Genomic DNA, 23,806 nt, shown 5'->3' with positions numbered 1-23,806 from the left:
CTTAAAAGCTGGAGAAGGTTATGGTGCCTGGCACCGCCATGTGACCGGTGGCGTGGGTGACATCTGCGGTAGGCGCCGTTATCTGGTTGTCCGCTTCGCCTGCCGCGATAGAGACAGCTTCGCGCAGGCGGCTGATCAATATCGGGCTTCCCGGTTTCGAGTCGCGGACAATCAGGTCGGCAACTTCTGCCCGCACCGCGGACTGGACAGCCGCGGTGTTCGGCGAAAGCTTCACCGCCAGATTGAGCGGATCGGCGATAGGAGCCGCCACAAACACCTCTGCGGTCACCGGGCGACGGGCGTCAATGTAAGCCTGAACCTCTGCGACTTTCGCCACGTCCGGGATGATGTCGGTCTCACCATCACAGACGAACAACACCGTCACGGTCCCGACGCCCATCTGAAGCGGATAGACCCACACACGGGTGACGCCTGGGACCTCAAGAGCCCAGAGCTCGTAATCTGAGGCAGCACCACCATGGGGTGGCTGCCTGATGCGCTTCAGCAGACGGTTAAGCAACTGAGCATCCGTCTCAACATCAAGACCGCCATCAATGTCCGTGGCCGCAGAGCCGGTCGATTGAACACCGGCAACGGGCGACAACAGAAACAGTGGCGTTCCGGCCGGGGCATCGCCGGCGGCACCAGCCTCTAATGCAACAACAGTAGGCTGGAGCGTGATGTCGGTGAACACCGCATCAGACACGACCCGGTACTGCACACCATCTTGCCGCTGAAGGATCGTCCCGGACGGAAGCGTTGACCCGATTGCACCGGCAAGCAGCGCGGCGCCGGTCGAATAATCAGCGGCCTTGCGAAAGACTTTCCAGATCGCCGCCCACCGCTCGAGGTATTCCTTTTCGGCCGTATCAATAATCGCCTGCTTGGCTGCCCACTCAAGGAAGCCGTACAGCATGTGCACTGCGCCAGCCTCAGACCGGGCGAGGATCCCCAGCAGCGAGCGGCGCAGCACTGCGCTTTGGACGCCGGTAACGCGCCCGCTGATGTCGGTGGTAACCCGGTCAATGAGCTCCGGCAAGGTTGGTCTAGCAAATGGCATCAGGCAGCCCTCTTGCCGGCCTGGGCCGACCATTCATAGTTGTATCGGTAGCGAACGGCCGGGCCGGTCGGGCGATAGATGTCGATAACGAGCAGCATCACGCCACGCGAGTGATATGAAGCGGCGACCTCGATCGTCGTGGCCACCACGTCATCAATCATCCAGGCCAGGGCGTCTCGGCAATATTGCTCGGCGCGGCTCAACGTTTGCGGCAGTTCTTTTTCCCTGGCCAATAGCCAGAGCAGCGAGCCCGTCTGGTCGGTCGCCGAGGCGTTTGTGAGATCTCCCCAGTAGCCGCGCAAATCGTCCTGCTCATATTCGGGCGGGATCTGCTCAGCACTGGCGCGACGATCGGCGAATAGGCTGATGATTACGGCAGTTTCAAGGCCGTCATCGCGCTCAAGGTCGAAACCAAACAGCACCAGGTCTCCACCGAACTCGGTCATTACCATTGCGGCGTCAGCCATTAAATTGGTGCTCCCGTGTTTGCGGATCCCACCAACACCCCGTTATGTTGGTGGGTGCTGCCGATGTTCTTGCCGTTGTTCGTGACGGTGCCGGTGGAGTCAATATTCCCCTGGATTTTTACGTTACCGACCATCTCAATCTCTCCGATCATCTTGATGGTCGGGGCTTGAACCTCTGCATGCTGAACAGCCGTGACCTTTACCATTTCGCGCAGCAGCTCAACTTTGTTGCCAAGGTCGTCGTACATTGCGACCTCACCAGCCTTCAGGGTGATGCGATAGCGCCGGTCATCAACTGCGAGAACAATCCCCTGCTCGCGGTTGCCACCAATGAAGGCCACCGCTACGTCTCCACCTGTTGCGTGGCTGGTGAAACCGTAGTTCTGCATGTGTTCGATATCGTCTCGCAGCTCGTCCTTGAGCAACTCCACCTGCAACTGCTGCCGTCCGTTCGTGTCGGTGACGCGGCGCACAACACCACGGGCAAACATCATCATCACGCGGTTGCTTAGATCGCGAAGTGGGTTACCCATCTTTTTTGTCCTCTTCCCCGATGGCTTCCGCCCAAATATTCCGACCGCCCTTTTTCCCTGCCTTGCCTTTCTTCGAATCAGGAGGCTCCGGCGAAAAGGCTTGCGGGCTGACGATGTCGAGCTTGGTAGTGGTACCGCCCTCCCCCCGCTCGTAGGTGGCCTGCCGAATAATCATCTGACCGTCCATCCGCAGCCACGGCGACTTGACCTGCACCAGCATTCCTGGCTCCCAGATTGGCCCGCCCGGGCTTTGCCGCCAGCCTTGGACGGTTATGGAAGCGGAAGCTGATTTTCCCAGCCGGCTGTTGGCCTCCCAGGTAGCTCGCTCCTGGGCGCTGCCGTTCGATCCACCGGACTCAGCGACGATCAGCATTGGTCGATAACGCCTGACTCCGCTGTCGCTTGCCCCGCCCTCGACGTGCGCCTCAGTGCCTCCATCACTGTTTGGGTTATATCCAGCCTGCCCTTTAACCAGGTAATTGCGGAAACGCTGGCTGTGATCAATGCTTCCGGTGGCACTGAGGATGTTTTCACCCTGAACCAGTCCGACGGCGGCCCGCTTGTTACCCGCACGGGTGATTAATAGGCCGCCGGCACCATCCGTCGTCAGCAATAGGCGTCTCTGCTTGGCGTAACGCTCAATTGCTTCGAACGCTGTTTCGCCCTGCTGCAGTTTGCAGACCGTGAATGGAGTGCCCACCGGGACATCAGCCGAAACACCGACGCCGAATGGCTGAGCCAGGACCTGAGCGAAGCGCAATAGATCGATGTTCTTCCACTCATCCGGCGTGTGCACGGCACTACAGTCGATCAGGTCCGATGTCCGGTCGCGGCCTTGAATATTGATGGTGTGATCATTCGCACTGAACGAAGGCTTGAAGATGTCGACATAGCCGACCACCATCGTTATCCCGCCGAGACGGATCTCACACTTATCGCCAGGGAGAATGGGCCAGGGCTCAACCTGAGCCCCCCTGCCCTCTTGCCCTTCCCAGCGCTCCGTCAGGGTCACAGTGAACGCGCCAGAGGAAGCATCAACAGCGCGCGTTACTCCAACCTGGGTCCATCCCGCGTAATTCATGCCGTTGACCAACAGCTCAAGGTCATCCATTTGCGAGAACCTCAAGCTGTTGGCCGCCAATCAGAAAGCCTGGGCGACGGGGGTCATTGCGCAACACGATGTCTTCCGCTCTGCCGGCATCGCCATAGAGCTGGTATGCAACAACCAGAGATGGCAGCGTCTGTCTCGGTGAGAACTTCGAGAGCCTGGGCAAGTCCTGCTCGGGATCCGGAACGGCCTGAACCACGGCCGTCCTTAAATCGGTAACCGCGACATGCACCAGGTCGTTACTGGTCGACTCGCTCTCCTCGTCGAGCCTGTCGGAAAGCTCAGTGCGCACCGCAATGGCCGCCTCGTAGCTATCGTATTTAGTCGGCTCAGAGGTAGTTTTTGTGCCGCCGTTGGAAACATCCTCGGTTGTCTGCGTGACCACTGCGGCGACAGCTGCCTCAGAAATGGCGGCCTGACGAACGAGCGCGGAAACGGCGCTGGTGTTCCTCACGACCTGCTGTCGGCTAGCGGTAGCGGAAGAGGATGTATCGTCGGAGCTTGGGAAATACTGGCTGTAAAGACTCATCAGCATTCCGAACGCGCTGCTGCCGAAGGCTGACCGGATGCTGCTGATCGCGTCAACGACCTGGCCAGCGAACTCGAACGGCGCCTGGATCAGATTGAACGCATCAGAGCCGATGCCTTTGACCTTGTCGTAGTAGTCGGATACTGCCTGTATGTCGCTTGAAACGATGAACTCAGGCGAGCTCAAAAAATCGCTCAACCCTTTTATCTGCGTAGTGGCCGCCTCGGCCACGAAAGACGGGTAACCCTTGGTGAGGAAGTCAGCAACGAAGTTTTCCTTGCTGGCCTCGGTGACCTCGCCCGCCTTTGCGCTGATCGCATTGACGCTGTCGACCTTGGCAGATGGGTAAGACGCCTCGCCCGCCTCGAGGAAAGTCATCGAGATCGTGCATTTACCGCCCTCGTCCGAGGATTCGCTGACGGTGAGCCCCCGGCAGACTACAGTCAGCTCACCCCTGTACGGGTGAACCAACACACCAGGGCCCGCTTGTTCGCAGACCTTGATCAGCTCTTCACGGGCGACGTCGTATTCTTTGCCCAGCAGGTAGCCGGTGATACCGAACTCCCGCGACTTACGGCCAAGGTCTTCTGTGTAGGGAATATCGCGCTGGGCCGCCTCGTGTACCGCCTGGCGCCGGCCGTGACTGCTGTCTGCCGTAGCCACAAAAAAGCCCACGCCGCGAAATGTCGCGGCGCGGTAGTTGTCTCGCCAAGCCATAGGGAACTCCGGTTACGGGGCCATCATCGAGTAACCGATGTCGGTATCGAATGTCGCTCCCTGGCTGCCCTCAGTTTTCACCTTGGACCCTGCGGGAAGGTTGTTCAGGTCGACCTGCACCCTTACTGCTTGCTCCGGCGGGGCCAACTGTTGAACGGCATCCCTGCCGATCTTGGCAGCTCGTCGACCAAGGTCAGTATCGGCACCGCCAGTGGCAGCCGACGGCGAACCACCCTCAGCGCCGCCGTTGACCCCGGCACCATCAATGCCAAGCAACTTCTTAGCCCAGTCGGGCAATCCGTTCTTGATGGCAGCAACGGCCTCGGTGATCTTGCTGCCGAGGATTGCGCCCAGGTCCCAGCCTGTCAGGTACTTGATCAGTCCATTGAAGCCTTCCATCATCAAAGTGATGGGGTTGTATTCCTTCCACAGCTTCCAGATACCGTTGATTATTCCGTCACTGAAGGCGGCCTTGACGCCCGCCCATTTGTCCTCGAAGAACCCGACGATGTTGTCCCAGTTCTTGTAGATGACATAGGCCGCGGCGCCGATGGCCACGATGGCCGCCAGGAACCAGCCGACCGGCGTGAGGGTGATCGCCAGCCCCAGCCCCTTCAGGGCCAGTGCCAGGTTCAGCACCGCCATTATGAAGCCGCCCCCGATGTACAAGCCGAGCGCCGTAAATATCAGGTTGGCCGTGCCGAAGGTTTCGGAAAGCGAACTGAATATCTCGATCACCGGCTGAACACCGTCGTACAGGTCACCAAGAAAGCCGGTGACTCGTTCGATGTTCCCAGGCAGGTTTTCGGCGAACGCCGTGGCGAATGCTTCGATTTGGGGGCGGTACTTGATGATCGTCTCGATCAACCGCTTGCCCAGCATATTCAACTGCGGCACCAGGGAGCTTCCGATGCTATTGCTGACACCGCCGAGTGCGGCATGGATCGTGTCAAGCGTATCCCCGAAATCCTCGCCTTCACGAACCGCACTGTCAGAAATGACGACACCTAGGCGGCGCGCCTCGTCTGACATCTCCTTGAGCCCTGCACTACCGCCGCGGATCAGTGGGAGTAGCTCGGTGGCACTCTTGCCGAAGATCTTCACCGCCGCCTGTGCTTGTAGGGACGGGTCTTTGATCTTCGAGATTCGATCAACGAAGGTGTCGAACAAAGCATCGGAGCTTTTCAGCTTCCCGGACGAATCCTTGATGTTGATGCCGAGGCCTTTGAACATTTGCGAAAGTTCTTTCGAGCCCGACGTCGCGGCGCCTATATTGATTTGCATCTTCTGCAGGGCGCCGCCTAGCGCTTCCGCAGATGAACCGCTGAGCTTCGCTGCAAAGCTTAGTTCCTGGAACCGTTCGCGACTAATACCGGTGCGCTCAGCAGTATCACCAATCGCACCAGTAGCATCAGCGAAGCCCTGAAAAAACATGTTCAGCGCCGCGCCCGTGATTCCCAGTGTCGCCCCAAGCCCGAGAAGCTTTTTGGTACTTGAGGCAACCGCGCTGCCCACGCCGCCAATCGCGCCACCAACGTTCTTCAGGCTATTCGCGAAAATCGGCAGGCCGGTACGATCAAGCGCACCTGCAATGCCGGCACTCGCGGCTTTGACCTTGCCGAAAATCCCACGCAGTGGCGCCGTAATCTTGTCCACGGCCGCGATGATGACGTTTAGGGAGTATCCTTTGTCTGCCATCCAACCCACTCCTCGGTGCGCTCAAGCCACCAGTTCAGTTCGTCGAAATCCATTTCCATGACTTCCGACGGCTGAACGCTCATAACTTTGACGACGACGGTTACGCCTCCTTCCCACCCCCGAGGTGCTTCAGCAAAAAATCCCGGGCCTCGCCGATGACGGCGGCTTGATCGTCCTCGCTCAGCTCGTCGAGCAACGCAGGGGGGTGGCCAACCATCTTGGCCCCGAGGTCAATCAGCGTAGCGAAATCCATGTCCGCGCCGCCGTTGCCCTTGCCATCCGAAGTGATACGCAACGCATGACCGCGCAGGTATTTCAGCTTGCGGGTCACGGTCAGCTCAGTGAACGTGTCCTTGCCGAACGTGATTTGCTCGGCTAGTTGAATCGTTTTTTCCTTTGCCATTACGAGATTTCCTCGGCAGAGATGCCTTCGAAGCGGCAAGCGATGTTGCCTTCTTCGGTGTTGCCGGTGCCCTCGCCTGCGTACCAGGCCTCACTCAGGGTGATGACCTTGCCGTTGGCGAGTTCCAGCGTGATGGTTGCGTCATCGAGCGTGACCAGATCTTCGAGACTCAGCTCGTTGCGATCGGTGATCTCACCCTCAATAAATGGAATCTGAGGGGTTTCCTTGTAGCCGTGGACAACGTCGGAGCCCACCACGCCCTCGCGCTTGGGCTTGCCGAGGTTGTAAGTGAAAGCGCCTTTGGCGAAGTAAATGTCGCCGTTTACCTTCAAGGCGATGAGTCCGCCAATACGGTTTTTTCCTGCCATTTTCTTTCTCCTGGCAATCGCCGTTACAGGCGGAACTGAATTTTGCTGCCCACGATTCGCAACTGGTTGACCAGGTCAGGCGGCAGTAAGTCGTTGAGGCGGTTGGGATCGCTAACATCGCGTTCCATGATTAGATTCGCCTTGAAGTCGGCCATGTTCTCCACCAGGCCCAAGCGCTCCCATTCCCTGAATTTTGAAATGGCCTCGCCCTTCATGACCACGGGAGTAACAACCGGCTGACCAAAACCGTAGCGCGTGCCGTCGTCGGCCAGCTTGTGCCGCGGGTACTTGCGTAAGATGTAGTCGCGCCAGTCGTGACGGATGTACATCAGGGTGAACAGGGTTTCGCTGTCCAGATAACTGATGTCGGGGCCGCCGGCGGTGTTGGTTTTGTAGGTGGTGATCAGTCGCTCAACGACCATGGTGCCGTCGTTGTTGACCTTGCTGGTCGCGATACCGTCGAACAACAACAGGTTCCGTTCCTGGTTGGTGAGCTTGTCCGCCGTGGCAGGCGCCAGGCACCAGGCGTACTGAAGATTCTGGATTGGACGGGCCGGATCGATGGCGGCATACAGGGCCGCAATGGCCATGGTCTCAGCGGCCTTCTCGTACGTCGGCATCGGCTCGTCGTTGGCCATCATGATGACCAGGTGCTGACTGTTGTGGCTGTCGCCAAGGGTTCCAAGGGAGCCTTGAGTGCCGCGCGCTGCTGTGAAGGCGTGGGCCTCGATTTCACGATCCCAGGCAAATCGGCTGTTCAGTTCAGTCTTTACGGTCGCCAGGGTGGCTGCGTCGGTATATGCCAGCCCCCATACCTGGAACCACTCATCACCCAGAGCCGCCAGCGCCGAACCCAGGTCGGGGTTTCCAGAGCCGCCCGTGAAAGCGCTGATGGTGACCGCGACACCGGTAGGCAGTACCTGGCCGGTGTAATAGTTCACACGGGCATTCAAGCTGTTGCCGGCCTCGCCTTTGTGGCGGCTGGTCAGCGTAACGGTGCCTGTCGCTGCGGTGGCCGTTACTGGCATGTCATCTGCGGCGGTGATAGCGGCGACTACAGATGCCGCGATCACAGTGGCGGTGTCGGCACTGATCACACCGACAGACACACGGCGGCCAGCAATCATCAGCTCGATGGTGCCGGATGCGGTGGCAGGACCAGTGAACGCCAGCGTGGCAGCAGCAGCTACCCCTGCGGCATTGTCGACAACCGGGAGAACCTGTAGCTCGGTGTAGGTATCGATCGCCATGGCCGCGCGAACCATGCCAGCCAGCATTGAGCCCTTCCCGAACTGAACGTCTGCCTGGGCCGGGCTGGTGATGCGGATCAGGGTGTTGGCAGCGGCAGCGCCGGCGGCCAGCTTCTGACCAATCAGCAGGCGACGGTAGCTGACCGGCTGAGGGCCGCGCACCGCCTTGCTGTTGTCGATCTCGCTGTAGACACCAGGCTTGCGAAGCGCGCCGGCACCAGGAATCGTATCCATTCCGATGGTCATTGTTTTTCACCCTTGGTTTCGGCCGGTACTACAGCCTCTTTGATGACGACGTCACCGGCCTTTTCCTTGCGGATCCAGTAACTGTTGAGTTCCACAGGCAAGCCTTCTGGCTTGATCTGCTCATAGGTGTCGGGGTGACGCACCAGGCGGCCCTCGGCCGGTTTCACGAGCACGCGCGTGGTCATGGATTCAGGTCCTCGATGATGGTTTTTGCGCGATCAGCCGGATTCGGCTGCGCGTTGCCCAGGCTGTATTCGGTCTTAACCGACTTCAGATCTGGCAGGCTTTGGTTGAACAGGTCGTCAGGGTGACGATCAAAATATTCAGCGTCGAAGATGAGGCGGCACGCGCCCGTCAGGTGCTCCGACTGGTCCAGCAGAACCATGCGGGAGCGCACGTACTGCAGGTCATTCACCGTATCGCCGAGCGTGTCGTCCATAAGCAGGAGGCGCTCTACCTGGCGGGCCAGCGTATCGAGCGTGTCGTCCAACGCTTCGTTGCCTTCGGCGTGTATTTCCACCACCAGCTCTACGCGGCGCCTGTATTCCCTGGGCGCCTGGTTAAAGATCTCTGCCGTTTCGTCCATCGTGTAAACGATGATCGCCGGCAACTCGCTCTGCCAGCCGTTGGAAATGAGCGGCGCCACCCGGCTGGCATAAACGCTCGCCCCCGCATTGGTGGCACCCAGCAGCACCGCGACGGCCTGCTTGCGGATCAGTTCTCGTGGGTGAGCCATATTCAAACCTTGCGAAGGAACAGCGTCACACCCGCCACGCCGTCGGCCTGCACGTCATGGATTTTGTATAAAATACCCCGCGCCTGGACGCGATCCCGGTTCGTGGGTTCGTTCGGCAAGTCAATGACCCGAACCCCGAGGACGGGGTTGTTAGAGGACACCGGCGCGCCAGTCTCAGGCTCGACGGTAACGTGGGCACTATCGAACACCGCCTGTGCCAGCGGCACACCAGGCGCAACACCATCTGTCAGCCAGTACACAGCGCCCAATGGATCAAGCGCTGCTGTCGGCTCACTGAAGGTGCGGATCGAAACGCCGAGCATGCGCTGGGCCATTGAGGCCCAGCCCATTTACGCCACCGCCGCCGGCGCGGATACGCCGTTCAGGCGGCAGGCGCCGGTGGCGGATGGGTTAGCAGCAACCTCTGTCGCCATACCCACCAACACCAGGCCGGTGGCCGACACGTTCGTCAGAGCACGGCTGGTGGTGTTCATGTAGATCGGGTCACCGATTGCCCAGGCCTGGGCGCTGATTTTGTTCAGGCCGAACACGCCGTCGAGCTTGAGCACCACCGGTGCACCGGCTGCTTCGGTAGTAGCAGCCACGCCGACAATCGAACCGACTTTGTAGAGCTCGCCCGAAACAGTGCCGCCGGCTGGTGCTGGAACAGTCAGGCAGTCGCCGTGCTGGATGAAAGTCTTCATGCAAGGTCCCCTTTAGAGACAAGAACTGAAAAACAAAAAGGGCGCCACACGGCGCCCTTTTGGGTTTGGATCGAACGCCTGGGTTACGCGCCCGGGTTCTTGTATGCGCCGCGGTAGTCGATCCAGCCGGCGCCGAACACCAGGCGGGCTTTGATTTCCATGCCGTCTACTTCGAAGCCCTCGCGGGTTTCGGTGAACACGCCCTGCTCGCCTTCGAGGTAGGCATATTCAAAGGTGTCGATGGAACCTGGCGCAGCGAACAGGTACCACTGGTTACCAGTGATGCGGGCGTCGACGATCACAGTCAGCGAGGCGTTGCGCACATCGTTGATGTCAGCGTTCTTCGCCGGCACGTAAACCGAGCTGGTGAACTGGAAGGCTTCCAACTCCTTATCTGGACCAACCACCAGGAACTCCGGCGACAGGTTGAGGAACTCGCCAGCTTTGGATTTCTGCTTGCGCATGGCGGCGCGAGCGGCAGCCAAGGTAGTGGTGTTGATTGCACCGCCACCGCCCGCAACGTTGCCGTGGCTTGCGTCGTAAAACGGTACGCCGTCAGCGAAGTTCGGGTTACCCAACAACAGGGCCCAAACCACATTCGACTCAGTCGCGGCCGCCGCATTACCCAGCGCAGCCGGGATGCGGGTGAGCGCGCCAAGGTCATCGTTCACGATGGTTTCCCATGTGAGTGCGATGATCTTGCCGAACTTGGCGACTTTGATAGGCGCACCATCCTCGGACAGCGTGCCGTACTTGTACTCGCCGTGTTCTTTGACGGCTTCCAGTGCGGAAATATCCCCCAGAGCTGCGCGGGTTACGGCGCGGAAGTCCGGTACCGTGGTCTGACGGCCCAACGGGCGCCAGGTTTGAGGGGCATTGGCGTAAGCATCACGCAGAGTGCGGTTCACAGTGCTGCCGAGCAGCAGCGGGAAGTCGCTGGTGCTGTGCATGCCGGCGGCGCGCACTGCTTGGCGATCACAGCCCAATGCTGCGCGGGCCAGTTCCTGCGGTGTCATGCCCCGCGCGTTACCGCCAGCCATCTCGACGAACTCGCGAGCCATGTCCACCAGGCGCATACCGCGGAACTCGCGGCCGGCCTCTTCCAGCTTGACGGTGGTGTCGCAACGGTGCAGCAAAGCGTTCTGCATGGCAGAGCGCTTGGCGTTCAGGATGGCGACATCCTGACCACCGTTCACGATAGTCGGCTGGCTGTTGCGGGTTTGTGGCTGGGTGCTGTTCTGAGTTTCAGCGATCTTGTCGATCAGCGCTGCGCTGGCTTCAGCAACAGAAACGCCGCGGGCAACCAGGTCTTCGACGAAGGCCTCGTCGTTCAGCTTCACTTTCTGCGCCATGCTACGAATAGTCAGGCTGCGTTTACGCTCCGACTCTTCCGCCTGGCGGCGAATGGTTTCCTCGGCTGCGCGTTTTGCTTCTTCCGCCGCGCGCTTCTCTTCTTCGGTCATTGCATCATCCTCTGGGGTCGTAGGCACGGCGGCCGTTTTTCCGGTTGGCTGATTTGCCTCCCGAACTTCAAAAATGGTGTGGAATCTTTGGCCTTCGTACTCGGCCGGGGTTTTGGCGCTGCGCACCTTTGCGCCGTCATCGAAGCCGATCGGGACGAGAGACAGCTCCAAAGGCTCCCAATCGACAGCGCGGTAAGTGGGGAGCTTGTCGTCTTCCTCCTCCACGACTTCGTACCGGTGCACCGCATAGCCGACGCTGATGTTTCGAAGGATGCCGTCAACAACGTCCTTGAAGACCACGTCAGCGTCTTCACGCTTGCTGAACCGAACCAAAGCGTGACCTTCGCCGCCATCGAGCCAAGCTCGCTCTACCACGGCGAGTACCGCACTCAGCTGGTACTGGTTGTGGGTGTCGAGCAGTGGCGCGCCGTTGTTGAGCCGATCAAGGCGAACCGCACCCTCGCTGACATCAAGCTCTTCCATGTAGCTGCCGACATCCCATGACCAGCGCCGGCCTTTAGCACCGGTCGTCCAGGTCAGTTCGACAGTTCGCGCGTCAATATCGACCGAGCCAGGCCGCACGGCAGCACGCAGGCTGAGCATCGGCGTCTCATGTGTCTTGCGTGTCATCACCTGGTTCGGAGTTGGCATCGTCTGGTTTCTCTTCGTTTGATGGTGGCTGACTCGGCGAACCTGCGGCCGCTACTCGGCGCGGGTCGCAGTCCAGCACCAACCCGTACTCGTCGATCATGTCGTTTGCTTTCTTGATTTGTTCGGCGTGCCGCTTGGGGTCGGTGATGCCAAGTTCGCGCAGCGCGTCTGGCCAGGTAGTGAGGCCGTTGCGCACGCGAGTGATGACGTTCTCTGTTTCCGCCTTCGGGTCGACCATGTCGCGGCGAGGCGGAACCCAATAGGCCTTCACGTCGTCGGTGACTCCACCAGGGAGAAGCACCTGCGCTTCCATAAACCAGCGCCAAACCTGATCGCACAGCTGAGGGATCAACATGCGCCACTGCCAAACGTCGACCCGCCGCGCGAAGTTCAACCACCCCATTCGACCGCTGGAGAAGTTGACGCCCTTTAGGTCACCGGTGAGCAACTCATAGGGAACACCCAAGCCGACCGCCATTGCGTGCAGCTGTTGCCAGGAATACGTGGTGTACCCATTGAACGTTGGCGGTGTGCCGAAGCTGACGCTTTCCCCGAACCCAAGCTCCTGAACAATGCCCGGCTCTACCCGGTCAATGAGCGGTGGCTTCTTGCCGCCAGGTGTACTGGTGTTTTCGTCCTTGGTGACGAACGCGGCGAAGCAGGAGGCTATCTTCGCCTGCTCCATCACCGCATCTTCCATTTCGTCGAAGTTGCGCATTCGCTGGATGACAGGAGCCAGCCAGCTATAGCCGCGCGCTTGGCCTGGGCGTTTGCGGAGGAAGACGTGAATCACATCCTCGGCGGGTACCCGGCGCGATTGCAGGGAGCCCCACACAGCGTTCGCACCAGGATGCTCATCGAACAACCAGTACGCGACGCGGCGGCCGAGGGCGTCGAACTCTACGCCCTGAATAATCCGGTTGAGCCCGACAATGTCCGCCTTAGACTCATCGAGAAAGTCAGCCTCAAGCACTTGCAACTGGACCGGGACCGGCAACCCGTCAGAACTGAAGCGCCGGCGCCGGCGAACCAAGCACTCACCGCTTTCTGCAACGGCCTCCATGATCATGTGCTGCAGGCCGTAGAAATTATCCAGCCCGTCAGCATCACAAACGGTGGTCTCGGCCCAGGCCTTCCACAGATCCATAAGCCGTAGTCCATCGCGATCCCGCTTCGCCAACGGCAACGGCACAATGCCAGCGCCTACAGCGTTGTCAGCAATGCCCGTGATGCCGCGCTCACCGAACGGATTGTTGCGCCGCTGATCACGCGCGCGGTTGCGAAGCTTGGCCAGGGCTGGAGCGTTCTCAACGTTCGCATCGGCACCGGTGGCGCGCCATCCATCATTGCGCCGGCCGCCTGCCGCACCCTCAAACCGTCGCTCGATCATTTTCAGCGCTATGTCCGTGCGCGCTTTCTTCAGCCGCATCTCGGAACGTTTCGCTGCATACCCAGGGAACAGGCTGTCGAGCATGCTCATGGGCAGTATCCTTTGGAGAATGAGGTGTAACGGCGACCGCCGTCGTTGCAGGCGTTCAGCCCCAGGTCGGCGGCCATCAGCTTAAGGATGCGCATCATCTCGTCGAGAGACCGGTAAGTGACGCTCTTATCGGCATACCTGACCGACAACGCCCCTTCAGCGATTGCCGCCTGCAGGGCGTTGTATTGCTCGATCGTGTAGGCCATCAGTTTTTATTCCAGTGAGAGGATTTCTTGCGCGGCCGTTCTTCGGCATCCGGCTCATTGCCGCCGGTGACAGCGCCAACCAACAGATCGAGATCAAGCCCGAACCGTTGCTGGCAGATGCGCAGGGCGGCGAGCGCGTACACGAAGCAATCGAGCGCCTCGTTTCGGCGGCCACCGCTGTCCCAGCGCATCACGCGCTTGCCTTTGGATATGGCTGCTTTTTTCTTTTCCGAGGTGAGTTGCTTGACCTCCGACTCATCGCAGATCGTGTCATTGGCCGGTAGGTGAACAACGCCTGGTTGAGACACGCCGGCCTGTGAGGCAGCCGTATCGACAGGAAGCACCATGCGGCTGTACAGCAACTCTTTAGCGTTGTCGGTGCCCACCTCGGTGAGGAAGACCTTGTGCACCTTGTTCTTCGTGCGCGGGAAGTTCGCGATCGGCTTGCCGTAGATGGTCGCACCACGGATTGGCACCACCCAGTGCACGCCATGCTTACGGCTTTCTGCGTACACCTCGTCGGCATAGTGGCCACCGGCGTCCCACGTCCAGCGCTCAACCTTCATTACGGTGCCGTCCACGCGAGTGAACTGCCTGTGCAGCTCAAGCCCCACCTTGCGGCGAAGTTCTTCGCTGGCCGGGTCTCCCATCAGAATGAAACGATGGACCAGCCAGGCCTCCTCGCCTGGGCCGAACGCCCATACACGCCCCTCGAAACGGTCGTCCTGGGTATCGATGCCACCAACAAGAACAAGGCCAAGTGCTGGGACCTGCGGATAAACTTCGCGGCGACCGTACAGAACTTCGGAGTCGAGCTTCTCGCCCTGGTCGTCGTCCCACGTCTCGCCGCGCGTGGTGTTCATGAAGGTGATCAGCTTTGAGACATCGCCTTTCACCTTCAGCCATTCTTCCGCCAGGCTGAGCCAGGTACTCCAGGTGCTGTAAATCGCCCAGATGCTGAAGCTGACAGAGCGCGGGGTGCGCATGATTTCCCCGTCAACGCCAAACCAGTCCATCCCATCGCGAGTCCATATGCCGGTGTGCTCGCAGATCCAGCGACCAGTCTTAGAGGCCTCGACCATCTCGTTGTGCCAGATCACGCAGGCCGCGTGCTCGCACAAATACCAGGCCTTTTCAGCTTCGCCGAGCGCGTTCTTTTCCCACTTCAGGCCGAACTCGCAATCCTTGCCGCCCCACTTGAGCGTCTGCTCCTGGTTGCAGTGCGGACAGTCGATGTGAAACTTCAGCAGGTATGGCGACTCCTCAACCGCCTTGGTGATCTGGCAGGAGCCAACACGCTTTGGCGTTGAGCCACGAATCGACTTAGGGTAGATCGCACCATTGAGGCGCTTGTCACCCAGGGTGATCGGCGAGCCCTCACCTTCGACGCTCTCGTCGAAGTTGGACAACTCGTCGTAGATCACCTCGTCGGCTGACTTCTCGCGGTAGTTGCGCGAAGCCTTGCCGCCCCGGATCCAGAGTGTCCGGCGGTTGGCGAATATCTTCTGGTCGAGCGTGTTGTCGCTGTGCTTGCGGCCGAACCACGGCGCCAGGTCACCCACCGCAGGTACGTCTCGGATCATGCCGTTGACGTGGCTCTTGCTGATGTCCTCGGCGTCTGGGTCCGTCGGACTCCACATCATCACGTTGCGGCGCTTGTGCTGAATCTTGTAACCGATGTTCGCCATCAACAGCTTGGTGTAGCCGATCCGCGCCGACTTGATGAAGTTGACGACGTTGATCAGGTCGTTGCCCATGCTGTTCAGGATTGCGACCTGGAACGGCTCGGTCGTCCACTTGCCCTCGTTGTAGGAGGACTCAGCCGACATGTAGAAATTCTTATCCGCCCACTCGACGGCGGTTTGCGGTGGTTCTTTATAGAGCGCCTGGAGTCCTAGCTTGATCGACTTGCGCAGATCATTCAGCCACGGACTCAGCGTACTCATCTAATAATTCCGGAAGTTGCTCACCAAAGCTGGCGGCAATATTTCGAGCAAGCGCGATCTCCCGCTCGACCGACTCGATGATCCGAGGGTCAACCTCGGGGTGGCGTCGAGTGACGGTCTTTCCGACGGTGTCCAGTTTCGAGCCGATCTGAGCGGCGATTTTTGCCAGGGCAAATGTGGCGAATGGGACAGGCACGAGCTGTTTGTCGAGCACCAGGTTCTTCTTCTCCTGGGCTATGCGCTGAGCGGCGGTGAGGCCTCGGCGCTCTTCGAGCAGCTTGTACTCGATCAGCGGGTCGAGACCTTCGGTTCCATCCCCCGTCGGTTGTTGTTTCCGTTGCGCGTGTTCAACGCGGTTTTCCACCACGTTCTGCACGGTATAGAACGCCTCTCGACCGATGCGTGCGACAGGCGCAACTCCCCATTTGTCAAAGGCTTGCGGGGAAATCCCGAGGCTCGAAGCCATCTCGGATTTGTTCAACCACCCGCGCTGTTTGGTTGTTTCGTTTTTGGCCATGATTAAACAACAACCAACCGTGGGAAAAAGGTCATACATATTTGGCGCGCGGGGCCCGAATTACCCGCATGGGGCTGGGGGCCGGGGAAGGACCCAAAGGGGGGGGTGGGTGCACCATCCAGGGGCGCCCACCACCCTCCACTCAAGAACTCCTATCGTTTCGTCGCCAGTGCCGTGTCCATTGCGCTTTGGAACTCACGAACCCTGTTCGCTTTCACGATGTTGTCGGCGATCTTGTAGAACGGGAGGATGACCCGGTAGCCTGGCTCGCCATCACTGAAGATGAACACCGGCCGAACCGCATCCCCCCACGCCGTCTTCTTCCGCTCCCAAACACCTTGGGTGCCGTCGACTTCGCCGGCGAAATACTTCTGGGCATTACCCTTACGCTTACTGCGTTTGCTGCCCGTAGCGTTGGCCTGCACACCACTAACAGTCTCGGCCGCACCAAGGCCCGACAGGATCTTCATGATCGTGCCGCGGGGAACGTTGCCGAACTGATTGAGTGCTGATGCTGCTGGAAGTGCGTACTGCCCAGGCTTCATGATCCCTTTTGCGATCAGTGCTTTCTCGAAACGCTTATGAGGTCGACGACCGCCCTTCACTGCCTGCTGCAGGTATGTGTCGGCGGGAACGCCTGATGTCCATGCATCCTTGAAGAACGTGCGGGCTTCCGGCTTACCCTTCGTGGCGGGCTTCACATAAAGGCTATTCAGGGTCGTTGTCGTCGGCCGATCAATACGCGCTTTCAATACCGACAACTCGCCCTTCTTCACCAGCACGGCCAGGCGGGTGGCCATCAGCGCAAAGGCGAATGGCAGTTGTTTTTCACCAACCGTTCGAAGCGCCTTCGATAGCTCTTCGATATTGGTTCGAGCATCGATCTGGAACATCTGAAGTCACCAACTCTTCAGCTGAAGGGGTCAGCCGGCTTAGCGATCGAGCGCACGAACCACATAAAACCTTGCTGCAGGTTGGTCTTTGCCAGTGCCAGCAGTCGAGGGTCGACCCCTTCAATCTGGCCGATCTGCTTGAACAGCTCACCGGTATCAGCTTCCAGCGCCTTGATGGAGTTCATGCCGTCGATCTCGGACTGAGAAAGGTCTCGGTAGCCGGTGATTTTCTTGTGCTGGTTGTCCATGGTGGCTCCTCATGATTGCGCGCCACGATTTGACGCATTCGGATACGTGGCCCGGATTACTTGCTCTGGCTGCGCTTGATCTGGGCGTCTACCTGGTCGGCGCACGTGTCGAGCAGGTTGATTGCCCTGTCCTTCAGCTCCCACACATCGCCATTCAGGCGAAGGTCGGCTGCATCCTCATCTACCCGTTCGCACGGGATCAGCTCAGGGGCTTCCAGCCTTACGGCGTGGGTCTTTGTCACTACCGCCGGCTTTGCCGCGCAGGCCGTCAGGCAGAGGCTGAGCAGCCCAGTCACGAACAGGCTTGCTGTTGCGCTTGAGGTCTTCAAAGTTCTTCTCCGCCTTTTTCGCCTTGTCCTGACTGGCCTTGAGGCGCTTTGCCAGATCGGCCTGGTATTCGGCATTGCGCTTTGCTTCAGCGCGCAGGGTGGTGATGGTGGCTTGGCTCTCGGTGTTGGCCTTGATGGCGTCATCCTTGGCCTGGGTCTCGACGCGCTTCTCTTCGCGAAGGTCTTCAACCCGTAGCTGTTGAATGCCGAGCAACAGAAGGCCCACCAAGACGATGATGATTGCCGCAGCGATCGCCTTCATGCCGAGTCCACCTTCTTGCCCAGGAATCGGATGATCATGTCCCTGATCGCCGTTACGCCAATGAAACCAATGGCACCACCAGCAGCAACTGACAAACTCGGGGGCCAGGTCATCCACTCAATAATGCTGCTGGCGGACAGGCTGAGAGCACCGCAAATCAGCGCCTCCAAGATGATCCGCCACTTGTTTGGCTCTTTCGCTTCGTACAACACCCGAAGAAGAGTAATCGTGACGGCCATGATTGCGCCCTGCCATAGCGGGTTCGAGAGGGCCTGCCAGATCTGGGCCCACGTGTCTGGCTTGTCTGGCATGGGTGGCATCCGGATTTCCTCCCTCTCGGGGAGATTGATAAATCCGGCCCCATCAGCACTCCCGGCCATAGCAACGGGTGTGGTGGAGCCGAAAACGAAAAAGCCCCGGCGAATGCCGAGGCTCAATGAATTGCAGAAAGCAAAAAGCCCAGCAATGGGCTGGGCTTTAATCGTCGTCTCTCATACGCGCAAGATCGACATGATGGGGTTAATTTACGGCCAGTCGGCCAACTGGTCAAGCGGCATCTACAAAGATTTGCTCACTGTCGAATATCTCGGTTGCGTGGATCACGGCCTGCTCTTCGAGCTGCTCCAAACGCTTGTGGATTCCACCTCGCCAGTTGCGACGGGTGCGCTCCGGTGAGCCCGCCAGGTCCCAGGTGTTCATGTCGTAGAACTCTGCGGGCAGAACGATCATATCCGTGGAGCGCTTGCCAACCTGCACGCCCTTCAGCTTCGGTATGGCCCAGGCCGTCAGCGCCTTATAGATGAACAGATGAGGCGCCGGAGACACCATTCGAGCTACCAGGCGGCCGATGGCATTAACCTTGTTGCCCTTGTGCGTCGAGTACTTGGCCACCAGCACATCCCACTGAGCCGGGTCGAGCTGACGGTGCAGCAGCGCGTAAAGGCAGCAGTCATAATCGAACTTGTCGCGCACTGACAACGTGCTGCCAGTACCGCCCTGGCGAAGGTCGGCGTCAATCAGCTTCTGCCATGACTGCTTGGTGCTGTTGTCGATGTTGTCGGCTGCCAGCACCCGCACCAGGGTGCCCATCACGTCTTTGTACATAGCCATGGATCAATCCCCTGTGAAGTTGGTGGCGCCTGGGCCACGGCGGTTGTTCTGGTTGTACTGGGCGGCCGGGCCAAGCATCGGCACTTGGCGCTTCAAGGCTTCGATTTCTCGCTGTGCCAGTTGAAGCCGAAGGCTCAGTTGACCAACGAGATCTTGGAGTTCCAGCGGCTTAGCTGTGCCCGCTTCGACGAGACCGGAAGAGTGGCAAGAACCGCAATCTATCTGATAGAAAACCCCGTTGGTGAACCCCCGACCCTGGCAGTCAGGGCACTTGTCGAGCAACTTCAAATCCTTTCGAAAGGCGGGGCCATGCTGCTTTTTCATCATTTTTAAACCTCGCCCTTAACAAATTGTGGTTCTGGCTCGCAGGCCCCGTCGTTCAGGGCGTCTACGAGGTTTTGCGAATCTTCATATCTAACGCCTGTCTGCGCGTGAATCGCCTTGAAGCCACGCTCATCTAACCAGTTGTGCCACTTCACCAAGGCCAGTCGGCGCTGCTCCTTGGCCTGGGTGTTGATGTAGGTGGAGGCGATCTTGCCCAGGGAGTGGTTGAGCAGCATCTCGCCGATGTGACCGTCGACGCCAAGGTCGGTCCACGCGGTGCGGGCCACCTTGCGCAGGTCGTGACTCGTCCAAGCGCCCTGCCCCAATCGGGTGAATACCGCGCTCGCCTGGTTATCGCTGAGTGCCTTGCCACGGCGTGACGGGAACAGGAACGGCCCTTCGTAGCCTTGCGCGTTTTGCCGGGTGCGGTATAGCTGTAGGAGCGAGCACACCTGATCGGTCAGTGGCACACGCAGCTCAGTCTTGGTCTTGGTGTGTTCTGCCGGGACGAACCACTCACGCTCTGGTAGCGCGATGTCGGCCCAGCGGGACTGGCGGGTCTCACCGATCCGGGTGCCGTGGCACAGCATCATCAAGGCCAGCATGGCGTCACCCGGTGCACTGTCGAAGCGCTCGGCCAGCAGGCTCACCAGGCCCTGCAACTGCACATCACGCAGCCGCGCCGGCTTGGGCAGGATCCGCGCCGTGGTGAAGTTGACGAACTTCATTTCCGCCATCGGGTTGACCGGGATCAGGTCCAGCTTGCGGGCCTGACGGAACGCCACCGCGAGCAGGCGGTACAACTGCTGCACATACGACAGCGACAGCTCGGCCTGGGCCGGCCACATCAACAGTTTGTCGAGGGTCTGGGCGCTGACGTCGCGCAGCAGCAGATCGTCCAAGCGAGGCTTGAGCTGGCAGCTGATAGCTGACTTGCCCGCAGCCCGACGCTTGTCTGACAGCGAACGCGACTTGGCCATGCGATCGCCGAACCAATCAAGCAGTTCGCCCACAGTCACCCAACCGGAAACACTGGCCGCGCCCTCGGCAGCAACTCGCAGACGCACGGCCGGCAGGGCGGCGATCACCTGCTTGGTATTCAACTCGGGAAAGCCGCCGATGCGATGCCATTTGCGCTTGTTGAGCAGGTACCAGGAGCCGCGCGTGCGATTCTTGGCGAAACGGAAGTGCAGCGCCGGGTGGCCTGCATCCCGCAGGTCGCGCACATGCTCAAGTTTGGCATTGCGGGCGACCTCGGCATCCGACAGCTTCACCGTCAGGGTTTTGATTTGGGTGTTCAAAACGCGCCCTCCTCCGGATTAAGGAGGTCGATAACCTCGAACGTCGACGGCCACATCTGGCCGCCGTATCGAACTGCCATGGCCTTATCAAAAAAGAGCGCAAGCGCATGATCTGGTGCATTCCCCAGGTCTATCTTGGAAGAACAGCAAAACACCGCGTAGCGGTACAAGTCAGGCTCGGGAACGGCGAGGCGGGGATTTGCCATTAGAATTGATCCTTTTGTTTGTAGCGGTCAGCCATGCTGGTGACCTTTGCAGGCTTGGACGGCTCAACCCATCCAGCAGCCAGTTGTTCAAATCGGCTGTACTGCCCAAGGAAGGCGGCCCGCACGGTGCCACCGGCAATATCCCGGCCCTTGCCGATGATGATTTCGGCAATGCCTTTGGCCTCACTGTGTTCGTGGTAAACCTCGTCGCGATAGACGAAGAGGATGATGTCCGCGTCCTGCTCAATAGCGCCGGATTCGCGCAGGTCAGAACACATAGGTCGTTTGTTTGGGCGCTTCTCGCACTCGCGGGAAAGCTGGCTGAGCAAGATGACTGGAATGCCAAGCTCACGAGCCATCAGCTTCGCCGTCCGCGTCATATGGCTGACTTCCTGTTCACGACTGAAGGTGCGCGAATCTGATTCGATCAATTGCAGGTAATCGATCACCATCAGATCCAGTCCGTACCGGCGCTTGTGACGGCGTGCGGCAGCCCGCATACGGTTCATCGACATTGACGCACGGTCCGACAGGTAAAGGCTGGAGTGCTTGAGCTTGCCGGCCGCACTCATCAGCTCCGCGCCGTGGCTGTGGGGAGCCTTTCCGTTCTTGATCAAGTGCAGGGGGATACGCCCTTCGGACGCCATGAAACGGTCCATCAGGCCGGTGTTATCCATTTCGAGACTGAACGCCATCACGCTCTTACCCTCACGGATAGCGGCGTTGGATGCGATGTTCATGGCCAGGGTGGTTTTACCCATGGCCGGGCGGCCCGCAATGATGATCAGTTGGCCAGGCTTCAAGCCCTGCAGCTTCTCGTCCAGATCGGGAATGCCGGTGGATAGCCCGTCAATCTCGTCACCCCGGTCGGCACGGGCCTGAAGCACTTCGATGTAGTCATCCAGGATGTCCTCAGCCTTGATCACCTCGGACGTGGCCGACTGGCTGTCGACCGCCTGGGCCTCGGCCTGCACAGCTGCCACCTTGTCCACGGTGGTCTGGTCGCCGTAAGCGATATCGTTGATCCGAACGCTCAATGCGATCAGTGATCTATCCAGGCTGCGCTCACGAACGGTTCCGGCGTACGAGGCAGCGTTCGCAACGCTTGGAGTGTTACGGGCGATATCGGCGGCGTACGCGAAGGCGGGAGAACCGCAAGGCAGGTCCCCGACACGAGCGCCGATAGTCACGATATCCACCGGCTGGCCTGCACCATGCAAGTCCAAGATGCCGCGATAGATGGCGGCGTTGTCCTCGTAGTAGAAATCCTCGACCGACAGGTCAGCACTGAGCAAGTCGATCAACTCAGGGCGCAGGAACATGGCGCCCAGCACACCGTGCTCGGCCTCAAGGCTGTATGGGTCACGCATTGAAATTACCCTCGATGACCTTCACGAAGTTGGTCGGTGCAATGAGCCAATCGAACACCGCGCGGAACGGTTTGCCGGCTCGCCCTTCTGTCTGGCCCATCAGGAATGGGCTAGCTGCGACCAACTTGAAGAAGTCCGACCAGAAATCGAGATCTTGGTGAACCACACTCTCATTCCACCGGGCGTTGAGCGTAGCTACACGGCTCTTGGTGATCATCACTACCCGAGGAAGCCCAGGAAGGGTTTCGTTGAACAGATCGACGATGGCCTGAGTTGGGCATTTCGGCTTCGAGGCTTTCGCCGGATTTGCAGAAACTCGAGAAGGTGATGGTTCACTTGATGGTTCTATTACGGTTCTGGGTGCGGCTGCTGCGGGGGGGGTGTGCTTCTCCTGCGGGGGTGGTGGTGAATCTGCTGCGGGGTGCATCTGCTGCGGGGGTGCGTATGCTGCGGGGGTAAGGGTGTACATAGTTGAGCGTCCCATGCGCTCGCGGAATGACAGAATCCCAGTTGCCCCCAGCCACTTAATTGCCGACTGAACCGTGCGCTCACCCAAGCAGGTGCGCTCAGCGATACGAGCAACAGAAGGCCAGCAAACACCCTCGTCGTTTGCGTTATCAGCCAGCGATATCAGGACAGCCTTTTGCGGGCCGCTCATTCCTTGCAAAGGCCAGCACAGGCTCATGATGATGGTGCTCATGCGGAAACATCCTGGGCAGGCGCCAGGGATGCCTTCAGGTGACTGAGGCATTCCCGGCGAAATTTGGATTTAGACGCGTGCGAGTACTGGCCGCTGATCATCAGCGCGGCATCCATCGCGGCGGATTGATTTATGGTGAGGTGTCGTGACACGTTTTCAGAGGCGTAGGAAAGTGTCGAGACATCGCTCGAACTGTTGACTGCGGGGGGGTTATTGATCATTATTCACCTCGAAATACAGATGTACTAAGCCGCCCTGCCAGGCGGTTTTTTTATGCCTGCGATTCAGGCGGCCTTAACCGAACTTTCCAGAACCGAAAGGCTGTCTCGGACGTGGGAAATTTCAGTGAGAATCTCGAACTTCTCAGAGCTGGATACGTGGCTATCGTCTAGCGCTTCGTGGATCGCGATCGTCAAGTCCGCAACTTCTTTACCCACGTGAATAAGCGAGGCGGTCAGCGCTTTCGGCGCCGGCGCCACTTTTGCGACCAGCTCAAAACCGAACTGGTCAGCAAGGGTTTTCAGAGGGCGCATATCGCCGGTGTGCAGCAGAACGCCAAACAGATGCTCGATGGTCAGGTGGTGAGCAGAGTTGTCTGGGTTCGAGCGCTGCAGCAGGCTCACATGCGCAAGACACATTTTCCCCGCCAACTCCTCTGCCCCACTTTCCTTGATGGTGGTGTGGCAAGCCCTCAAGAAATCTTCCATTCGTAAAACCTCAAATTTGTTTCCGTGGTAGCGGCCGCCTGGTCCGGCGATCATTCGCTCAACAGATCAATGACAAGGACGCCTTATGCAGCGGTTTTCTTTTTGTCGGCCTTCAATTGGCCGTCGGTTACAAGTTCAAGCTGGTACTGACGTAGCTCAGGAATCTCCTCTCCCCACTGCCGGACTGCCTCGTATGTGATGCCGAGCGCTTTGGCGAGGGGGGCGATCCCTTGGAAATGTTTAATTGCGTCGGCACGGTTCATGGCTGACTCCT

32 protein-coding genes are annotated in these 23,806 nt (G+C 59.3%); all 32 read right to left on the bottom strand.

Annotated elements, in window-relative coordinates; translation table 11 throughout:
• Window position 1 precedes the first annotated feature (1 nt).
• Window positions 2–1,060 carry a baseplate J/gp47 family protein gene (locus J1N02_RS19740; protein WP_025858876.1) on the bottom strand — a complete coding sequence of 353 codons (1,059 nt, stop codon included), beginning with the start codon at window positions 1,058–1,060 and terminating at the stop codon, window positions 2–4.
• Window positions 1,060–1,527: a phage GP46 family protein gene (locus tag J1N02_RS19735; RefSeq protein WP_421147640.1), complete on the bottom strand. Its 468-nt coding sequence runs from the start codon at window positions 1,525–1,527 to the stop codon at window positions 1,060–1,062. Before J1N02_RS19735 ends, J1N02_RS19740 begins: the two co-directional genes overlap by 1 nt.
• The gene (locus J1N02_RS19730; RefSeq protein WP_421147639.1) at window positions 1,527–2,060 is read right to left on the bottom strand and encodes a phage baseplate assembly protein V; all 534 of its coding nucleotides are present in this window, start codon (window positions 2,058–2,060) and stop codon (window positions 1,527–1,529) included. The genes J1N02_RS19735 and J1N02_RS19730 overlap by 1 nt, the downstream gene beginning before the upstream one ends.
• Window positions 2,053–3,171 carry a phage baseplate assembly protein gene (locus tag J1N02_RS19725; protein WP_421147638.1) on the bottom strand — a complete coding sequence of 373 codons (1,119 nt, stop codon included), beginning with the start codon at window positions 3,169–3,171 and terminating at the stop codon, window positions 2,053–2,055. Before J1N02_RS19725 ends, J1N02_RS19730 begins: the two co-directional genes overlap by 8 nt.
• Window positions 3,164–4,414 carry a DNA circularization protein gene (locus J1N02_RS19720; protein ID WP_421147637.1) on the bottom strand — a complete coding sequence of 417 codons (1,251 nt, stop codon included), beginning with the start codon at window positions 4,412–4,414 and terminating at the stop codon, window positions 3,164–3,166. Before J1N02_RS19720 ends, J1N02_RS19725 begins: the two co-directional genes overlap by 8 nt.
• Window positions 4,415–4,426: 12 nt before the next feature.
• Window positions 4,427–6,112, bottom strand: a complete 1,686-nt coding sequence (locus tag J1N02_RS19715) for a hypothetical protein (protein ID WP_421147636.1) — start codon at window positions 6,110–6,112, stop codon at window positions 4,427–4,429.
• A gap of 100 nt (window positions 6,113–6,212) precedes the next feature.
• The gene (locus tag J1N02_RS19710; protein WP_025858882.1) at window positions 6,213–6,515 is read right to left on the bottom strand and encodes a hypothetical protein; all 303 of its coding nucleotides are present in this window, start codon (window positions 6,513–6,515) and stop codon (window positions 6,213–6,215) included.
• The gene (locus J1N02_RS19705; RefSeq protein ID WP_033901755.1) at window positions 6,515–6,883 is read right to left on the bottom strand and encodes a phage tail tube protein; all 369 of its coding nucleotides are present in this window, start codon (window positions 6,881–6,883) and stop codon (window positions 6,515–6,517) included. Before J1N02_RS19705 ends, J1N02_RS19710 begins: the two co-directional genes overlap by 1 nt.
• Before the next feature lie 23 nt (window positions 6,884–6,906).
• Window positions 6,907–8,379: a phage tail sheath subtilisin-like domain-containing protein gene (locus tag J1N02_RS19700; RefSeq protein WP_421147635.1), complete on the bottom strand. Its 1,473-nt coding sequence runs from the start codon at window positions 8,377–8,379 to the stop codon at window positions 6,907–6,909.
• Entirely contained in the window at window positions 8,376–8,564 is a 189-nt protein-coding gene (locus tag J1N02_RS19695) for a DUF2635 domain-containing protein (protein WP_025858885.1), read from the bottom strand. The genes J1N02_RS19700 and J1N02_RS19695 overlap by 4 nt, the downstream gene beginning before the upstream one ends.
• The gene (locus J1N02_RS19690; RefSeq protein ID WP_033901757.1) at window positions 8,561–9,115 is read right to left on the bottom strand and encodes a hypothetical protein; all 555 of its coding nucleotides are present in this window, start codon (window positions 9,113–9,115) and stop codon (window positions 8,561–8,563) included. Before J1N02_RS19690 ends, J1N02_RS19695 begins: the two co-directional genes overlap by 4 nt.
• Before the next feature lie 2 nt (window positions 9,116–9,117).
• Entirely contained in the window at window positions 9,118–9,450 is a 333-nt protein-coding gene (locus tag J1N02_RS19685; RefSeq protein WP_421147634.1) for a head-tail joining protein, read from the bottom strand.
• 15 nt (window positions 9,451–9,465) lie between these two features.
• Window positions 9,466–9,819, bottom strand: a complete 354-nt coding sequence (locus J1N02_RS19680) for a DUF2190 family protein (protein WP_213553101.1) — start codon at window positions 9,817–9,819, stop codon at window positions 9,466–9,468.
• Window positions 9,820–9,902: 83 nt separating this feature from the next.
• The gene (locus J1N02_RS19675) at window positions 9,903–11,885 is read right to left on the bottom strand and encodes a prohead protease/major capsid protein fusion protein (protein ID WP_421147633.1); all 1,983 of its coding nucleotides are present in this window, start codon (window positions 11,883–11,885) and stop codon (window positions 9,903–9,905) included.
• A gap of 7 nt (window positions 11,886–11,892) precedes the next feature.
• Window positions 11,893–13,413: a phage portal protein gene (locus tag J1N02_RS19670; protein ID WP_421147632.1), complete on the bottom strand. Its 1,521-nt coding sequence runs from the start codon at window positions 13,411–13,413 to the stop codon at window positions 11,893–11,895.
• Window positions 13,410–13,619, bottom strand: a complete 210-nt coding sequence (locus tag J1N02_RS19665; protein WP_421147631.1) for a phage head-tail joining protein — start codon at window positions 13,617–13,619, stop codon at window positions 13,410–13,412. The genes J1N02_RS19670 and J1N02_RS19665 overlap by 4 nt, the downstream gene beginning before the upstream one ends.
• Window positions 13,619–15,565 carry a phage terminase large subunit family protein gene (locus tag J1N02_RS19660; RefSeq protein WP_421147630.1) on the bottom strand — a complete coding sequence of 649 codons (1,947 nt, stop codon included), beginning with the start codon at window positions 15,563–15,565 and terminating at the stop codon, window positions 13,619–13,621. Before J1N02_RS19660 ends, J1N02_RS19665 begins: the two co-directional genes overlap by 1 nt.
• Window positions 15,537–16,082, bottom strand: coding sequence for a terminase small subunit (locus J1N02_RS19655; protein ID WP_065890650.1), 546 nt, complete (start codon window positions 16,080–16,082; stop codon window positions 15,537–15,539). The genes J1N02_RS19660 and J1N02_RS19655 overlap by 29 nt, the downstream gene beginning before the upstream one ends.
• A 152-nt stretch (window positions 16,083–16,234) precedes the next feature.
• Window positions 16,235–16,975, bottom strand: coding sequence for a hypothetical protein (locus J1N02_RS19650; RefSeq protein ID WP_033901763.1), 741 nt, complete (start codon window positions 16,973–16,975; stop codon window positions 16,235–16,237).
• Window positions 16,976–16,992: 17 nt separating this feature from the next.
• Window positions 16,993–17,223, bottom strand: a complete 231-nt coding sequence (locus J1N02_RS19645; protein WP_033901764.1) for a DUF7681 family protein — start codon at window positions 17,221–17,223, stop codon at window positions 16,993–16,995.
• A 56-nt stretch (window positions 17,224–17,279) separates the two neighbouring features.
• A complete protein-coding gene (locus tag J1N02_RS19640; RefSeq protein WP_033901765.1) occupies window positions 17,280–17,465 on the bottom strand; it encodes a hypothetical protein in 186 nt (61 codons plus the stop codon).
• Window positions 17,428–17,814, bottom strand: coding sequence for a hypothetical protein (locus tag J1N02_RS19635; RefSeq protein WP_421147629.1), 387 nt, complete (start codon window positions 17,812–17,814; stop codon window positions 17,428–17,430). Before J1N02_RS19635 ends, J1N02_RS19640 begins: the two co-directional genes overlap by 38 nt.
• Complete coding sequence (locus tag J1N02_RS19630; RefSeq protein WP_421147628.1) at window positions 17,811–18,134, bottom strand: phage holin, lambda family; 324 nt, start codon at window positions 18,132–18,134, stop codon at window positions 17,811–17,813. The genes J1N02_RS19635 and J1N02_RS19630 overlap by 4 nt, the downstream gene beginning before the upstream one ends.
• A 226-nt stretch (window positions 18,135–18,360) precedes the next feature.
• Window positions 18,361–18,924: a hypothetical protein gene (locus tag J1N02_RS19625; protein ID WP_421147627.1), complete on the bottom strand. Its 564-nt coding sequence runs from the start codon at window positions 18,922–18,924 to the stop codon at window positions 18,361–18,363.
• A gap of 3 nt (window positions 18,925–18,927) precedes the next feature.
• A complete protein-coding gene (locus J1N02_RS19620) occupies window positions 18,928–19,251 on the bottom strand; it encodes a hypothetical protein (RefSeq protein ID WP_421147626.1) in 324 nt (107 codons plus the stop codon).
• Window positions 19,252–19,253: 2 nt separating this feature from the next.
• On the bottom strand, window positions 19,254–20,549 hold the full coding sequence (locus J1N02_RS19615) for a tyrosine-type recombinase/integrase (protein WP_421147625.1): 1,296 nt from the start codon (window positions 20,547–20,549) through the stop codon (window positions 19,254–19,256).
• Complete coding sequence (locus J1N02_RS19610; protein WP_421147624.1) at window positions 20,546–20,755, bottom strand: hypothetical protein; 210 nt, start codon at window positions 20,753–20,755, stop codon at window positions 20,546–20,548. Before J1N02_RS19610 ends, J1N02_RS19615 begins: the two co-directional genes overlap by 4 nt.
• Complete coding sequence (gene dnaB / locus J1N02_RS19605) at window positions 20,755–22,125, bottom strand: replicative DNA helicase (RefSeq protein WP_421147623.1); 1,371 nt, start codon at window positions 22,123–22,125, stop codon at window positions 20,755–20,757. Before dnaB ends, J1N02_RS19610 begins: the two co-directional genes overlap by 1 nt.
• Complete coding sequence (locus tag J1N02_RS19600) at window positions 22,118–22,825, bottom strand: helix-turn-helix domain-containing protein (RefSeq protein ID WP_421147622.1); 708 nt, start codon at window positions 22,823–22,825, stop codon at window positions 22,118–22,120. The genes dnaB and J1N02_RS19600 overlap by 8 nt, the downstream gene beginning before the upstream one ends.
• On the bottom strand, window positions 22,822–23,046 hold the full coding sequence (locus tag J1N02_RS19595) for a hypothetical protein (protein ID WP_421147621.1): 225 nt from the start codon (window positions 23,044–23,046) through the stop codon (window positions 22,822–22,824). The genes J1N02_RS19600 and J1N02_RS19595 overlap by 4 nt, the downstream gene beginning before the upstream one ends.
• Window positions 23,047–23,109: 63 nt before the next feature.
• Window positions 23,110–23,532: a phage regulatory CII family protein gene (locus J1N02_RS19590; protein WP_421147620.1), complete on the bottom strand. Its 423-nt coding sequence runs from the start codon at window positions 23,530–23,532 to the stop codon at window positions 23,110–23,112.
• A gap of 83 nt (window positions 23,533–23,615) precedes the next feature.
• Window positions 23,616–23,795 (bottom strand): Cro/CI family transcriptional regulator, encoded by a 180-nt coding sequence (locus tag J1N02_RS19585; RefSeq protein ID WP_421147619.1) that lies wholly within the window; start codon window positions 23,793–23,795, stop codon window positions 23,616–23,618.
• Window positions 23,796–23,806 lie beyond the last annotated feature (11 nt).

This window comes from Pseudomonas sp. NFX5 (assembly GCF_049132125.1).
Taxonomy (GTDB): Bacteria; Pseudomonadota; Gammaproteobacteria; order Pseudomonadales; family Pseudomonadaceae; genus Aquipseudomonas; species Aquipseudomonas marginalis.
This window is presented reverse-complemented; position numbering and strand designations above follow the sequence as displayed.

Excerpts from the sequence above, each read along its gene's own strand:
- J1N02_RS19720 (WP_421147637.1), bottom strand. The coding sequence starts at position 4,414 with ATGGCTTGGCGAGACAACTACCGCGCCGCGACATTTCGCGGCGTGGGC.
- J1N02_RS19625 (WP_421147627.1), bottom strand. The coding sequence starts at position 18,924 with ATGGCTATGTACAAAGACGTGATGGGCACCCTGGTGCGGGTGCTGGCA.
- J1N02_RS19735 (WP_421147640.1), bottom strand. The coding sequence starts at position 1,527 with ATGGCTGACGCCGCAATGGTAATGACCGAGTTCGGTGGAGACCTGGTG.
- J1N02_RS19655 (WP_065890650.1), bottom strand. The coding sequence starts at position 16,082 with ATGGCCAAAAACGAAACAACCAAACAGCGCGGGTGGTTGAACAAATCC.
- J1N02_RS19680 (WP_213553101.1), bottom strand. The coding sequence starts at position 9,819 with ATGAAGACTTTCATCCAGCACGGCGACTGCCTGACTGTTCCAGCACCA.
- J1N02_RS19635 (WP_421147629.1), bottom strand. The coding sequence starts at position 17,814 with ATGAAGGCGATCGCTGCGGCAATCATCATCGTCTTGGTGGGCCTTCTG.
- J1N02_RS19740 (WP_025858876.1), bottom strand. The coding sequence starts at position 1,060 with ATGCCATTTGCTAGACCAACCTTGCCGGAGCTCATTGACCGGGTTACC.
- J1N02_RS19730 (WP_421147639.1), bottom strand. The coding sequence starts at position 2,060 with ATGGGTAACCCACTTCGCGATCTAAGCAACCGCGTGATGATGATGTTT.
- J1N02_RS19645 (WP_033901764.1), bottom strand. The coding sequence starts at position 17,223 with ATGGACAACCAGCACAAGAAAATCACCGGCTACCGAGACCTTTCTCAG.
- J1N02_RS19685 (WP_421147634.1), bottom strand. The coding sequence starts at position 9,450 with ATGGCCCAGCGCATGCTCGGCGTTTCGATCCGCACCTTCAGTGAGCCG.
- J1N02_RS19725 (WP_421147638.1), bottom strand. The coding sequence starts at position 3,171 with ATGGATGACCTTGAGCTGTTGGTCAACGGCATGAATTACGCGGGATGG.
- J1N02_RS19710 (WP_025858882.1), bottom strand. The coding sequence starts at position 6,515 with ATGGCAAAGGAAAAAACGATTCAACTAGCCGAGCAAATCACGTTCGGC.
- J1N02_RS19690 (WP_033901757.1), bottom strand. The coding sequence starts at position 9,115 with ATGGCTCACCCACGAGAACTGATCCGCAAGCAGGCCGTCGCGGTGCTG.
- J1N02_RS19585 (WP_421147619.1), bottom strand. The coding sequence starts at position 23,795 with ATGAACCGTGCCGACGCAATTAAACATTTCCAAGGGATCGCCCCCCTC.
- J1N02_RS19630 (WP_421147628.1), bottom strand. The coding sequence starts at position 18,134 with ATGCCACCCATGCCAGACAAGCCAGACACGTGGGCCCAGATCTGGCAG.
- J1N02_RS19705 (WP_033901755.1), bottom strand. The coding sequence starts at position 6,883 with ATGGCAGGAAAAAACCGTATTGGCGGACTCATCGCCTTGAAGGTAAAC.
- J1N02_RS19665 (WP_421147631.1), bottom strand. The coding sequence starts at position 13,619 with ATGGCCTACACGATCGAGCAATACAACGCCCTGCAGGCGGCAATCGCT.
- J1N02_RS19650 (WP_033901763.1), bottom strand. The coding sequence starts at position 16,975 with ATGTTCCAGATCGATGCTCGAACCAATATCGAAGAGCTATCGAAGGCG.
- J1N02_RS19695 (WP_025858885.1), bottom strand. The coding sequence starts at position 8,564 with ATGACCACGCGCGTGCTCGTGAAACCGGCCGAGGGCCGCCTGGTGCGT.
- J1N02_RS19595 (WP_421147621.1), bottom strand. The coding sequence starts at position 23,046 with ATGATCAATAACCCCCCCGCAGTCAACAGTTCGAGCGATGTCTCGACA.
- J1N02_RS19590 (WP_421147620.1), bottom strand. The coding sequence starts at position 23,532 with ATGGAAGATTTCTTGAGGGCTTGCCACACCACCATCAAGGAAAGTGGG.
- J1N02_RS19670 (WP_421147632.1), bottom strand. The coding sequence starts at position 13,413 with ATGAGCATGCTCGACAGCCTGTTCCCTGGGTATGCAGCGAAACGTTCC.
- J1N02_RS19600 (WP_421147622.1), bottom strand. The coding sequence starts at position 22,825 with ATGAGCACCATCATCATGAGCCTGTGCTGGCCTTTGCAAGGAATGAGC.
- J1N02_RS19715 (WP_421147636.1), bottom strand. The coding sequence starts at position 6,112 with ATGGCAGACAAAGGATACTCCCTAAACGTCATCATCGCGGCCGTGGAC.
- J1N02_RS19610 (WP_421147624.1), bottom strand. The coding sequence starts at position 20,755 with ATGGCAAATCCCCGCCTCGCCGTTCCCGAGCCTGACTTGTACCGCTAC.
- J1N02_RS19700 (WP_421147635.1), bottom strand. The coding sequence starts at position 8,379 with ATGACCATCGGAATGGATACGATTCCTGGTGCCGGCGCGCTTCGCAAG.
- dnaB (WP_421147623.1), bottom strand. The coding sequence starts at position 22,125 with ATGCGTGACCCATACAGCCTTGAGGCCGAGCACGGTGTGCTGGGCGCC.
- J1N02_RS19675 (WP_421147633.1), bottom strand. The coding sequence starts at position 11,885 with ATGCTCAGCCTGCGTGCTGCCGTGCGGCCTGGCTCGGTCGATATTGAC.
- J1N02_RS19660 (WP_421147630.1), bottom strand. The coding sequence starts at position 15,565 with ATGAGTACGCTGAGTCCGTGGCTGAATGATCTGCGCAAGTCGATCAAG.
- J1N02_RS19620 (WP_421147626.1), bottom strand. The coding sequence starts at position 19,251 with ATGATGAAAAAGCAGCATGGCCCCGCCTTTCGAAAGGATTTGAAGTTG.